Raw genomic sequence first — 12,478 nt, forward strand, 5'->3', positions numbered from 1 at the left:
GCAGGACAGAAACCATGAACATGCACAGCACCGCGCAAACCCCCGGTTCTTCCCAGGCCCATGGCGACACCCCCGTGGTTACCGACCTGCGGGTCGTCCCGGTGGCCGGCCACGACAGCATGCTGCTCAACCTCAGCGGCGCCCATGGCCCGTTCTTCACCCGCAACGTGGTGATCCTGCGGGACAGCGCCGGCAATACCGGACTGGGCGAAGTGCCCGGCGGCGAAAAGATCCGCCAGACCCTGGAAGATGCCCGCAGCCTGCTGCTCGGCCAGCCCATCGGCCACTACCAGCGCGTGCTCAACGCCATGCGCCAGACCTTCGCCGGGCGCGACGCCGGAGGACGCGGCCTGCAGACCTTCGACCTGCGCATCACCGTGCATGCGGTGACTGCCATCGAGTCGGCGCTGCTCGACCTGCTTGGCCAGCACCTCGGCGTGCCGATGGCCGCGCTGCTCGGTGAAGGCCAGCAGCGGGACGCGGTGAAGATGCTCGGCTACCTGTTCTACATCGGTGATCGCCGGCAGACAGATCTGGCCTACCGCAACGAAGCGGATGCCGATGACGACTGGTTCCGCCTGCGTCACGAGCAGGCCATGACCCCGGAAGCAGTGGTGCGCCTGGCCGAAGCGGCGCAAGCGCGCTACGGCTTCAACGATTTCAAGCTCAAGGGCGGCGTGTTGCGCGGCGAGGAGGAGATCGAGGCGGTCACCGCCCTGGCCGAGCGTTTCCCTGACGCGCGCATCACCCTCGACCCCAACGGCGCCTGGTCGCTGAAGCAGGCGATCGCCTTGTGCCGTGACCAGCATCAGGTGCTGGCCTACGCCGAAGACCCTTGTGGCGCCGAGGACGGTTACTCCGGTCGCGAGGTGATGGCCGAGTTCCGCCGTGCCACCGGCCTGCCCACCGCGACCAACATGATCGCCACCGACTGGCGGCAGATGGGCCATGCGATCCAGTCGCAGGCGGTGGACATTCCCTTGGCCGACCCGCACTTCTGGACCTTGCAAGGCTCGGTGCGGGTCGCGCAGATGTGCAACGACTGGGGCCTGACCTGGGGTTCGCATTCCAACAACCACTTCGACATTTCCCTGGCCATGTTCACCCAGGTGGCGGCGGCGGCACCGGGGGAGATCACCGCCATCGACACCCACTGGATCTGGCAGGACGGCCAGCGCCTGACCCGCCAGCCGCTGCGCATCGTCGACGGCCATGTACGGGTGCCGGAGCGGCCGGGGCTGGGCGTCGAACTGGACGAGGAGCAACTGGCCAAGGCCCACGAGTGCTACCGCAACATGGGCCTGGGGGCGCGGGACGACAGCGTGGCGATGCAGTTCCTGATCCCGGGCTGGCAGTTCGACAACAAGCGGCCTTGCCTGGTGCGCTGAAGCTCGACAATCGTTTTGCTGACGGGCGCAGGCAGGCGCCCTGACAGCACGGCCCCGGGAAACCGGGGCTTTTTCTGTAGGCGTTTTGCCGTGTTCAGCAGAGAATCTTCTTTTCTTCTCGGCAACCCGGCACACTCCAGCGATGCCAATTCTCACTCCGCAGCACCTCAGTGCCATCGATGCCGCTACCTGGGACGCCCTGGTGGGCGACGACCAGCCGTTTCTGCGCCACGCCTTTCTCACCAGTCTGGAGGACAGTGGCAGCGTCAGCCCGCGTACCGGCTGGACCCCAGCCCATCGCCTGCTGACGGATCAGCAAGGCAGGCTGCTGGCGGGCATGCCGGCCTACGGCAAGACGCATTCCTTCGGCGAGTACGTGTTCGATCATGGCTGGGCGGATGCCTGCGAGCGTGCCGGCATCCGCTATTACCCGAAGCTGCTCTGCGCCGTGCCGTTCTCGCCGGTGGGCGGGCCGCGCCTGCTGGGGCAGCCGGAGGCGCTGGCGCAGTTGCTGGATGAGGTGGAGGCGGCGTTGCCTGAGCAGGGTTTGTCTGGCCTGCACGTGAATTTCACCGACCCGGCCAGCGACGCGTTGTTGCGCGGTCGCGAAGGTTGGATGGAGCGCCTTGGCTGCCAGTTCCACTGGCGCAACCAGGGCTACCGCGACTTCCAGGACTTCCTCGACGCCCTGAGTTCGCGCAAGCGCAAGCAGATGCGCAAGGAGCGCGAGCAGGTGGCGGGGCAGGGCATCGAGTTTCGCTGGTATCGCGGCGTGGAACTGAGCGAGGCGCAGTGGGATTTCGTCTACGCCTGCTATGCCAATACCTATGTGGTGCGTCGTCGCGCGCCATACCTGACCCGTGAGTTCTTCAGCCTGCTGGCCGAGCGCATGCCGGAGGCGATTCGCGTGGTCATGGCGCTCCAGGGCGGGCGCGAGGTGGCCATGGCCTTCAGCCTGGTGGGGGGCGACAGTTTCTACGGTCGTTACTGGGGCTGCCTGGCGGAGTTCGACCGCCTGCATTTCGAGACCTGCTTCTACCAAGGCATGGACTACGCCATTGCCGAAGGCCTGCAACGCTTCGATGCGGGGGCCCAGGGCGAGCACAAGCTGATCCGTGGATTCGAGCCGGTGATCACCCGGTCCTGGCATTACCTGCTGCATCCGGGGTTGCGCACGGCGGTGGATGATTTCCTGCGGCAGGAGCGGGCAGGGGTGCTGGCCTATGCGCAAGAGGCGTGCTCAGCCCTGCCGTATCGGCAGGGCTGAGCGACAGCTTCAGTCGACGCCGACGAAACCACCCGTCTGGTGATGCCACAGCCGCGCATACAACCCGCGCTGCGCCAGCAACTCACTGTGGCTGCCCATCTCGGCGATGCGGCCTTTCTCCAGCACCACCAGCCGATCCATCCGCGCGATGGTGGAGAGGCGGTGGGCGATGGCGATCACCGTCTTGCCCTGCATGAGGGTTTCCAGGCTTTCCTGGATGGCGGCCTCGACTTCGGAGTCCAGCGCCGAGGTGGCCTCGTCCATGATCAGGATCGGCGCATTCTTCAGCAGCACCCGGGCAATCGCGATGCGCTGGCGCTGGCCGCCGGAGAGCTTGACCCCGCGCTCGCCGACATGGGCATCGAAGCCGGTGCGGCCCTGGGTATCGCTCAAGGCCGGGATGAACTCCTCGGCACGCGCACCGCACACCGCGTTCCATAGCTCTTCGTCCGTGGCGTCGGGCTTGCCGTAGCGCAGGTTGTCGCGGATCGAGCGGTGCAGCAGCGAGGTGTCCTGGGTGATCATGCCGATCTGCCCGCGCAGGCTCTGCTGGGTGACCTGGGCGATGTCCTGGCCATCGATGAGGATGCGCCCGCCTTCGAGGTCGTACAGGCGCAGGAGCAGGTTGACCAGGGTCGACTTGCCGGCGCCGGACGGACCGATCAGGCCGATCTTCTCGCCGGGGCGGATATCCAGGTCGAGGCCGCTGATGATCCGGCTGCCGCCCTTGCCGTAGTGGAAGTCGACGTTCTCGAAGCGCACCGCGCCGCGGTCTACCTTCAGCTCCGGGGCGTTCGGCCGGTCGGTGACGCTGACCGGCTGGGCGATGCTTTCCAGGCCGTCCTGCACCGTGCCGATGTTCTCGAAGATGCCGTTGACCACCCACATGATCCAGCCGCTCATGTTGACGATGCGGATCACCAGGCCGGTGGCCAGGGCGATGGCGCCGGCGCTGATCAGCGACTGGGTCCACAGCCACAGGGCCAGGCCGGTGGTGCTGACGATCAGCAGGCCGTTGAGGCTGGTGATGACCACGTCCATGCTGGTGATGACCCGGCTGGCCAGCTGGGTCTTCTCGGTCTGCTCGCGGATTGCCTCGCGGGCGTATTGCTGTTCGAAATCGGTGTGGGCGAACAGCTTGAGGGTGGCGATGTTGGTGTAGCCGTCGACGATCCGCCCCATCAGCTTGGAGCGTGCTTCCGAGGACACCACCGAGCGTTCCTTCACCCGCGGCACGAAGTAGCGCAGGCACACGATGTAGCAGGCGATCCACAGCAGCAGTGGGAGCATCAGGCGCCAGTCGGCTTCGGCGAACAGCACCAGAGAGCTGATGGCGTAGATGCTCACGTGCCACAGCGCGTCCATGGCCTGCACCAGCGAGTCACGCAGCGAGTTGCCGGTCTGCATGATGCGCTGGGCGATGCGCCCGGCGAAGTCGCTCTGGAAGAAGTTCAGGCTCTGCTTGAGCACGTAGGCATGGTTTTGCCAGCGGATCATGCTGGTCATGCCCGGGCTGATGGCCTGGTGCACCATCAGGTCGTGCAGGCCGACGAACAGCGGCCGCAGGATCAGCGCCACCACCAGCATCCAGGTCAGTTCGCCGGCGTGTTCGCTGAACAGGTTCAGGTTCGGCGTGCCCTGGGCCAGGTCGATGATCCGGCTCAGGTAGCTGAACAGCGCCACCTCGATCAGGGCGACGATCAGCCCCAGCACCATCAGCGCGGCGAAGCTCGGCCAGACCTGGCGCAGGTAGTAGAGGTAGAAGGGCAGGACCCGGGACGGAGGCGCCGCGGTGGGCGCCTCGCGGAAGATGTCGATCAATTGCTCGAAACGACGGAACAGCATGTAGCACTCCTGTTGAAGGGGCAGCGCGCCGCCCGCGGGTCACGTCCTTGTGACACGGCGGTCAGTCGATGCGCTTGGCCGACTTGATGTAGACCGGATCGGCGGGAACGTCGCGCATGCCTTTCTTGATGGTGGTCGGCGAGTTGACGATCTGGTCGACCACTTCCATGCCCTTGGTGACCTTGCCGAACACGGCGTAGCCACGGTCGCGGCCGGGGTTGAGGAAGTCATTGTCGGCGACGTTGATGAAGAATTGGCTGGTGGCCGAGTTCGGATCGGAGGTGCGCGCCATGGACAGGGTGCCGCGGGTGTTCTGCAGGCCATTGCTGGCCTCGTTGCGGATCGGGTCCTTGGTGTTCTTCTGCACCATCTGGTCGGTGAAGCCGCCGCCCTGGACCATGAAGCCCGGGATCACGCGGTGGAAGATGGTGTTGTTGTAGAAGCCGCTGTCGACGTAGTCGAGGAAGTTCTTCGCGCTGATCGGCGCCTTCTCGGCGTTCAGCTCAATCTCGATCTTGCCGAAGCTGGTGACCAGCTCCACGTGCGGGGTCTTGTCCGAGGCCATCACGCCGGTGGCGAAGGCGACCGAGCAGGCGGCCATGAGGATTTTCTTCAGCATGTACTCAATGATCCTTGAGAGGTGGTTGAGGCCGCAGCGAGGAACTGCAGCAGGGTCTGGTTGAACTGTTGCGGCTGGTCCAGCGGCGTAGCGTGCCGGGAATCGGCGATCACCGCCAGCCGGGCCCCGGGAATCAGGGCGGTGTAGCGCTCCTTGAGGGCCACCGGGGTGTAGTCGTGGTCGGCGCTGATGACCAGCGTAGGACAGGTGATCCGCCCCAGGCGTTCCTCAACGCCCCAGTTGACGATGGCGTCGAAGCTGGCGAGGTAGGCGCGCTTGTCGTTCTTGGCCCAGCGTGCGGCCATCTCGCGGCGCAGCTCGGCTTGCTCCGGCTTGGGAAACAGCCGCGCGGCGAGGCCCTTGCCGATGGTGCGCAACGACAGGACCCGGCCCAGGGTCCAGCGCTTGGCCCACTGCCAGTAGTCGTCGCGGGTGCGCACCTTCACCGCCGGTGCGCTGTTGACGATGGTCAGGCTGCGCAGCCAGTCGGGATGGTCGACGGCGAACTGGAAGCCGACCATGCCGCCCATGGACAGGCCGACGTAGTGCACGGGGCCGGTGCCCAGGTGTTCCAGCAGGGCCATCAGGTCGGCGCTGAAGCCGGCGATGCTGTAGCGCTCGCGAGGCTTGTCGGAGCGCCCGTGGCCGCGCAGGTCGAGGAGGATCAGGCGGTAGTGTGCCGCCAGCACCGGTATCTGGTACTGCCAGTCCAGGCTACTGGAGCCGAGGCCGTGGACCAGCACCAGGGGCTCGCCCCGGCCATATTCTTCGTAGTGCAGTGTGCAACCTTCATGTTCGAAGTAGGCCATGGGCGATTCCTGTCAGGCTTGGACCGGGGCGGCGAAGGGCACGTCCAGCGGCGCGGTGTCGAAGTTGCGCAGCAACTCGATGAGGATCTGCGTGGCCGGGCCGAGGGGTTTGTCCTTGTTCGAGTAAAGGTAGAACAGTGGGTGGCGGCTGCCACCCTGATCCAGCGGCAGCGGCTTGAGCAGGCCTTCGCGCAGTTCGCGCTCGATCAGGTGGCGCGGCAGCCAGGCAAAGCCCAGGCCGCTGCCGACGAAGGTGGCGGCGGTGGCCAGGCTGCCCACGGTCCAGCGCTGCTCGGCGCCCAGCCAGCCGACATCGCGGGGCTGCGAGCGGCCGGAGTCGCGGATCACCACCTGCAGCTGGCTTTCCAGGTCCTGGAAGTTGAGCACCCGGCCAAGGCGGTGCAGGGGGTGTTCGGGGTGGGCGACGGCGACGAACTCCACCGCGCTGAGCTCGGCGCCCAGGTAGCCGGCGATGCTGAAGCTGCTGATGGCCAGGTCGGCGATGCCTTCGTGGAGTACTTCTTCCACCCCGGACAGCACTTCTTCGCGCAGGCGCACGCGGCAGCCGCGGCTCTGCGGCATGAACGCGCTGAGGGCGCGGACCAGGCGCGCATTGGGGTAGGCGGCGTCGACCACCAGGCGCACCTCGGCTTCCCAGCCCTGTTCCATGTGGTGGGCGAGGTCTTCCAGCTGGCTGGCCTGCTTGACCAGCTGCCGCGAACGGCGCAGCAGCACGCTGCCGGCGTCGGTGAGCACGGCCTTGCGCCCGTCGATGCGCAACAGCGGCACGCCCAGTTGGTCCTGCATCCGCGCCACGGTGTAGCTCACCGAGGATTGCGAGCGGTGCAGGGCCTCGGCGGCCTGGGCGAAACCGCCGTGATCGACCACGGCCTGCAGGGTTCGCCACTGATCGAGGGTAACGCGCGGCGCTTTCATCTTCGGCTCCTGTTGTCCTAAGCTGGCGCACTTCCCAAGGAGCGCGCCGTATGAAGAAATTCTGTGTTGCTTTGCTGGTCCTGCTGCCGTTGCCGGCGCTGGCGGCCTATCCCATCGAGGTGGAAAAGAAGCTAGAAACGGGCGTCAAGCTCGATACCACCACCTACGACACCGCCAACGACATGACCACCATCACCCTGAACAACTACGGCGATAGCGCGGCTTCGTGTCGCGTGACCTTCCGCAATGGCCCGGAAACCCCGCGCGTGCGGCGGGTGGAAGTGCCGGCGGGCAAGAGCCTCGACGTCAATGCCTCGTTCAACAAGCAGATCATCAAGATGCGCATCGCGGTGGACTGCAAAGGGCAACAAGCAAATTAACCGATAGGTTTGACCGAGTTTTTACGCTTTTTTATCGATAGGTCAATCTCTAATCTTGCCTCCATCGACTTAGCGACCTTGCCGATGGAGGCAAAATTCAATGTCCCGCGTATTGATCATCGAAAGCAGCGCCCGCCAGCAGGATTCCACCTCCCGGCAACTGACCCGCGATTTCATCGCCCAATGGCAAGCGGCCAACCCTGCCGACAGCATCACGGTGCGCGACGTGGCACTGAACCCGCTGCCGCACCTGGACAGCACCTTGCTGGGTGGCTGGATGAAGCCGCAAGACCAGCGCAGCGCAGAAGAAGCGCAGGCCCTGGTCCGCTCCAACGAACTGACCGATGAAGTCCTGGCCGCCGACGTGCTGGTGCTGGCGGCGCCGATGTACAACTTCACCATCCCGAGCACCCTCAAGGCCTGGCTCGACCACGTGCTGCGTGCCGGCGTGACCTTCAAGTACACCGAGACCGGCCCGCAGGGCCTGCTCACCGGCAAGCGTGCCTACGTGCTGACCGCCCGCGGCGGCATCCACGCCGGTGCGGCCAGCGATCACCAGGAACCCTACCTGCGCCAGGTGCTGGCCTTCATCGGCATCCATGACGTGACCTTCATCCATGCCGAAGGCCTGAACATGGGCGGCGACTTCCACGAGAAGGGCCTGAACCAGGCCAAGGCCCGCCTGGCCGCGGTGGCCTGAGGCAACCCACATTCCCTGACTAACACCCCTTTTTGCTCCTTTGGGTGTACTGCCCGGTCGAAGCCCTGCGCTCGACCGGGCTTTTTTATGGGCGATGCGGACCCTGTGGGAGCGGGTTTACCCGCGATGGCGTCGGTGATGCCACTATCGCAATCGCGGGTGAACCCGCTCCTACAAGATTCGCGTTGCGGTAATCAAAGAGGTGCATGCCAATTGCACCTGCACACGCCAACCCGCTAAGGTCGCCGCCTTGATCCCCGAGAGGCAACCATGGGCTACCTACTGATCGTCGCGCTGATCCAGGCGTACTCCTTCAACCTGATCGGCGAATACCTCGCCGGCCACGTCGACAGCTACTTCGCCGTGCTGGCCCGGGTGGTCCTGGCGCTGCTGATATTCGTGCCGCTGACCCGCTGGCGCCAGGTCGAGCCGCGCTTCATGCGCGCGATGCTGGTGATCGGCGCGCTGCAGTTCGGCATCACCTACGTCTGCCTGTACCTCAGCTTCCGCGTGCTGACGGTGCCGGAAGTCCTGCTGTTCACCATCCTCACCCCGCTGCACGTCACCCTGATCGAAGACGCGCTGAACCGCCGCTTCAATCCCTGGGCGCTGCTCGCCGCACTGGTGGCGGTGGCCGGCGCCGCAGTGATCCGCTTCGAAAGCATCGACCCGGACTTCTTCATCGGCTTCCTGCTCCTGCAACTGGCCAACTTCACCTATGCCGCCGGCCAGGTCCTGTACAAGCACCTGGTCGCCCGCTACCCGAGTGACCTGCCGCACTACCGGCGTTTCGGCTACTTCTACCTCGGCGCGCTGATCGTGGTGCTGCCGGCCTTCCTCGCCTTCGGCAATGCCGAGCGCCTGCCGACCACCGATGTGCAGTGGGGCGTGCTGGCGTTCCTCGGCCTGGTACCGACCGCGTTGGGGCTGTATTGGTGGAACAAGGGCGCCTGCCAGGTCTCCGGCGGCACCCTCGCGGTGATGAACAACCTGCATGTTCCGGTGGGCCTGCTGCTCAACCTGCTGATCTGGAACCAGGACGAGCCGCTGGGCCGGCTGGCCCTGGGTGGCAGCATCATCCTGGCGTCACTCTGGCTCAGTCGCCTCGGCACGCAGCGCCCGGCGCTCGCCGGCCAGGCTGGCCGTTAGCGAATCCAGCCCGGCGCGCAGGTCGCTGCCGCTGGGCTGCTGGTACAGGGCCAGGCCGAACTCCGGCAGCACGGCCAGCAGGTAATCGAAGATATCGCCCTGGATGCGCTCGTACTCGGCCCACACGGTGGTGCGGGTGAAGCAGTAGATCTCCAGCGGCACGCCCTCGGCGGTGGTCTGCATCTGCCGGACCATGCAGGTCATGCCTTGCTGCACGTCAGGGTGGTTCTTCAGGTAGGCGAGGGCGAAGGCACGGAAGGTGCCGATATTGGTCAGCCGGCGGCGGTTGGCCGAAAGCTCCGCCACCTGGCCCTGGGATTCGTTCCAGGTGTGCAGTTCGTTGCGCTTTTGCGCCAGGTAGTCCTTGAGCAGGCGCACCTCGCCCAGGCGGTGCTGTTCCTCGGCGGTGAGGAAGCGCACGCCACCGGCGTCGATGAACAGGCTGCGCTTGATCCGGCGTCCGCCGGACTGCTGCATGCCGCGCCAGTTGCGGAAGGATTCACTCATCAGGCGCCAGGTGGGGATGGAGACGATGGTCTTGTCGAAGTTCTGCACCTTCACCGTGTGCAGGGTGATGTCCACCACGTCGCCGTCGGCACCGACCTGGGGCATCTCGATCCAGTCGCCGACCCGCAGCATGTCGTTGCTGGTCAGTTGCACGCTGGCGACGAACGACAGCAGGGTGTCCTTGTACACCAGCAGGATCACCGCCGACATGGCACCGAGACCAGACAGCAGCAACAGCGGCGAACGGTCGATCAGGGTGGCGACGATGACGATGGCGCCGAACACATAGAGGACCATCTTCGCCAGTTGCACGTAGCCCTTGATCGAGCGGGTGCGGGCGTGTTCGGTGCGGGCGTAGATGTCCAGCAGGGCATCGAGCAGGGCGGCGAACGCCAGCAGCAGGAACAGGATGGTGAAGGCCAGGGCCAGGTTGCCGAGGAAGTGCTGGCTGGCGACGCTCAGCTCCGGCACCAGCTTGAGGCCGAACTGCACCACCAACGACGGGGTGATCTGCGCCAGGCGGTGGAATACCTTGTTTTCCAGCAGGTCCCGGAGCCAGAGCAATGCCGGCTGTCGGCAAAGCAGCTTGACCGCATGCAGGACCACGAAGCGGGCCACCCGGCCCAGCACCAGGGCGATGACCAGCAGGAGCAGAAGACCGAGACCGGCGTGCAGCAGCGGGTGCTGGTCGAGGGTGCCCCACAGATCGAGGGCGTCTTGCCAGAACTGTTGAATAGCCATGGGTAACGCAAAAACTCCACATTGATGGAAAAACGGGGTGCCATTAGAGCCGCGCGGGGAGGGCCGGGGCAAAAAGAAATTCGGATCCGGCGGCGGAAAACGTTACCCTATGTGGCTGAATTTCTGCACATGCCCGAGGTTACATCCGTGTTTTCCGAATTCGCCCTGCACGAACGCCTGCTCAAAGCCGTCGCCGCACTCAACTTTGTCGAGCCGACGCCGGTGCAGGCTGCGGCCATTCCCCTGGCGTTGCAGGGGCGTGACCTGCGGGTGACGGCGAAAACCGGCAGTGGCAAGACCGCAGCCTTCGTCCTGCCGCTGCTCAACCGCCTGGTCGACCTGAACCAGAAGCGTGTCGAAATCCGCGCCCTGATCCTGCTGCCGACCCGTGAGCTGGCGCAGCAGACCCTGAAGGAAATCGAGCGTTTCTCGCAGTTCACCTTCATCAAGTCGGGGATCATCACCGGCGGCGAGGACTTCAAGGAACAGGCAGCGATGCTGCGCAAGGTCCCGGACATCCTCATCGGCACTCCGGGGCGCATGCTGGAGCACCTCAACGCCGGCAACCTCGACCTGGAACACGTGCAGGTGGTGGTGCTGGACGAAGCCGACCGCATGCTCGACATGGGCTTTGCCGAAGACGTCGAGCGCCTTTGCGGCCTGTGCCAGAACCGCGCGCAGACCCTGCTGTTCTCCGCCACCACCGGCGGCGCCGGCCTGCGCGACATGATCGGCAAGGTGCTGAAGGACCCGGAGCACCTGATGCTCAACGCCGTCAGCCAGCTCAACGAAGGCACCCGCCAGCAGATCATCACCGCCGACCACAACCAGCACAAAGAGCAGATCGCCCAGTGGCTGCTGGCCAACGAGACCTACGAGAAGGCCATCATCTTCACCAACACCCGGGTCATGGCCGACCGCATCTACGGTCACCTGGTGGCCAAGGACATGAAGGCCTTCGTCCTGCACGGCGACAAGGACCAGAAGGACCGCAAGCTGGCCATCGAGCGCTTCAAGACCGGTGGCGCGAAAGTGCTGGTGGCCACCGACGTGGCGGCCCGCGGCCTGGACGTCGACGGCCTGGACCTGGTGATCAACTTCGACATGCCACGCAGCGGTGACGAGTACGTGCACCGTATCGGCCGTACCGGTCGTGCCGGGGCCGACGGCCTGGCGGTATCGCTGATCTGCCATGGCGACTGGAACCTGATGTCGAGCATCGAGCGCTACCTGAAGCAGAGCTTCGAGCGCCGCGTGATCAAGGAAGTGAAGGGCACCTACAGCGGGCCGAAGAAGGTCAAGGCCTCGGGCAAGGCGGCGGGAGCCAAGAAGAAAAAGACCGGTGACAAGAAGGGCGACAAGAAGGTCGCGGCCAAGCGCAAGCCGACCGCCAAACCACGGCCGAATGCGCCGCTGGCCAGTTCCGATGGTCTGGCGCCGTTGAAGAAGAAGCGCGCTCCGGCTGCTGAGTAATCTGCTGCCCTTGATGGCTTCATCGCTGGCTTGCCAGCGATGAGCATGGGTATCTACACATCATTGGTGTGGTGCAACGCGGTCGGTGTAGGAGCGGATTCATCCGCGATCGGCGGCGAAGCCGTCGTAAAACTTGAGTCCCGAGTCTTTCTGGCACACCGAGAGCGCCGGTTTTGTGGCCGCTTCGCGCCCAATCGCGGATGAATCCGCTCCAACAGGGTCTGTGTTTCACCCGATAGAGGTGTGTAGATACCCATGCAGCGATGAGGACCTTGGATACCCAACAGGATCAGGTCTTCTTCTCGGCCTCTTTCAGTTCCTGCATGCGTTTGTCGATCAGCTGGCACTTGTCCGGCAGGTCCTTGCTCTCCGTTCCCAGCTTCATCCCTCTCAGCTCATCGTTGATTTCCTTGGCCTTCTGCGGGTTCTGTTCGGTCAGCCGCGTCACTTCCTTGGCCAGCTCCTCGCGTTTCTCCGTGGCTTCCTCCAGGGTGCAGGCCCAGGTGGGCATGGCCAGCAGCAGGCTGGCGGTGGCGGTCAGCGTCATCAGGATCTTCATGGTCGAGCCTCCTTGTTCCAGGTTTCCGGTTGAGGCGGGCGCCGCCTGGAAAGTTCAGTCGAACCGTGGCGAACCGGGCCGGTCACAACCTTGACTGTCACCACC

Annotated in this window: 12 protein-coding genes; 6 read left to right on the forward strand and 6 right to left on the reverse strand. The window is 65.1% G+C overall.

What is annotated here, in order from left to right:
• Positions 1–20: 20 nt before the first annotated feature.
• Positions 21–1,388, forward strand: a complete 1,368-nt coding sequence (gene gudD, locus V0R59_RS17655; RefSeq protein WP_330075721.1) for a glucarate dehydratase — start codon at positions 21–23, stop codon at positions 1,386–1,388.
• 142 nt (positions 1,389–1,530) lie between these two features.
• Positions 1,531–2,655, forward strand: a complete 1,125-nt coding sequence (locus tag V0R59_RS17660; protein WP_330075653.1) for a GNAT family N-acetyltransferase — start codon at positions 1,531–1,533, stop codon at positions 2,653–2,655.
• Between the two features lie 9 nt (positions 2,656–2,664).
• Here the strand turns inward: V0R59_RS17660 and V0R59_RS17665 are convergent, their stop codons facing one another.
• The 4 genes from V0R59_RS17665 to V0R59_RS17680 form a co-directional block, all read right to left on the reverse strand.
• On the reverse strand, positions 2,665–4,500 hold the full coding sequence (locus tag V0R59_RS17665; protein WP_330075654.1) for an ABC transporter ATP-binding protein: 1,836 nt from the start codon (positions 4,498–4,500) through the stop codon (positions 2,665–2,667).
• A gap of 61 nt (positions 4,501–4,561) precedes the next feature.
• Complete coding sequence (locus tag V0R59_RS17670) at positions 4,562–5,119, reverse strand: peptidylprolyl isomerase (RefSeq protein WP_330075655.1); 558 nt, start codon at positions 5,117–5,119, stop codon at positions 4,562–4,564.
• The gene (locus tag V0R59_RS17675) at positions 5,113–5,928 is read right to left on the reverse strand and encodes an alpha/beta fold hydrolase (RefSeq protein ID WP_330075656.1); all 816 of its coding nucleotides are present in this window, start codon (positions 5,926–5,928) and stop codon (positions 5,113–5,115) included. The genes V0R59_RS17670 and V0R59_RS17675 overlap by 7 nt, the downstream gene beginning before the upstream one ends.
• Before the next feature lie 12 nt (positions 5,929–5,940).
• Positions 5,941–6,864 carry a LysR family transcriptional regulator gene (locus V0R59_RS17680; protein WP_330075657.1) on the reverse strand — a complete coding sequence of 308 codons (924 nt, stop codon included), beginning with the start codon at positions 6,862–6,864 and terminating at the stop codon, positions 5,941–5,943.
• Between the two features lie 50 nt (positions 6,865–6,914).
• Between V0R59_RS17680 and V0R59_RS17685 the strand changes: the two genes are divergently transcribed.
• From V0R59_RS17685 to V0R59_RS17695, 3 genes are all read left to right on the forward strand, one after another.
• Positions 6,915–7,244, forward strand: coding sequence for a 3-phosphoglycerate kinase (locus V0R59_RS17685; protein ID WP_330075658.1), 330 nt, complete (start codon positions 6,915–6,917; stop codon positions 7,242–7,244).
• A 100-nt stretch (positions 7,245–7,344) separates the two neighbouring features.
• Complete coding sequence (locus V0R59_RS17690) at positions 7,345–7,944, forward strand: FMN-dependent NADH-azoreductase (RefSeq protein ID WP_330075659.1); 600 nt, start codon at positions 7,345–7,347, stop codon at positions 7,942–7,944.
• A 270-nt stretch (positions 7,945–8,214) separates the two neighbouring features.
• Positions 8,215–9,093: a carboxylate/amino acid/amine transporter gene (locus tag V0R59_RS17695; RefSeq protein WP_330075660.1), complete on the forward strand. Its 879-nt coding sequence runs from the start codon at positions 8,215–8,217 to the stop codon at positions 9,091–9,093.
• On the opposite strand, the gene V0R59_RS17700 is transcribed toward V0R59_RS17695, so the two are convergent.
• The gene (locus tag V0R59_RS17700; RefSeq protein ID WP_330075661.1) at positions 9,031–10,341 is read right to left on the reverse strand and encodes a mechanosensitive ion channel family protein; all 1,311 of its coding nucleotides are present in this window, start codon (positions 10,339–10,341) and stop codon (positions 9,031–9,033) included. The genes V0R59_RS17695 and V0R59_RS17700 overlap by 63 nt on opposite strands.
• Before the next feature lie 147 nt (positions 10,342–10,488).
• Between V0R59_RS17700 and V0R59_RS17705 the strand changes: the two genes are divergently transcribed.
• Entirely contained in the window at positions 10,489–11,814 is a 1,326-nt protein-coding gene (locus V0R59_RS17705; RefSeq protein WP_330075662.1) for a DEAD/DEAH box helicase, read from the forward strand.
• 289 nt (positions 11,815–12,103) lie between these two features.
• Here V0R59_RS17705 and V0R59_RS17710 read toward each other — a convergent pair whose 3' ends face one another.
• Entirely contained in the window at positions 12,104–12,373 is a 270-nt protein-coding gene (locus V0R59_RS17710) for a hypothetical protein (RefSeq protein ID WP_330075663.1), read from the reverse strand.
• Positions 12,374–12,478: the final 105 nt, after the last annotated feature.

Origin of the sequence: Pseudomonas ulcerans (assembly GCF_036324125.1) — a bacterium.
Lineage (GTDB): Bacteria > Pseudomonadota > Gammaproteobacteria > Pseudomonadales > Pseudomonadaceae > Aquipseudomonas > Aquipseudomonas ulcerans.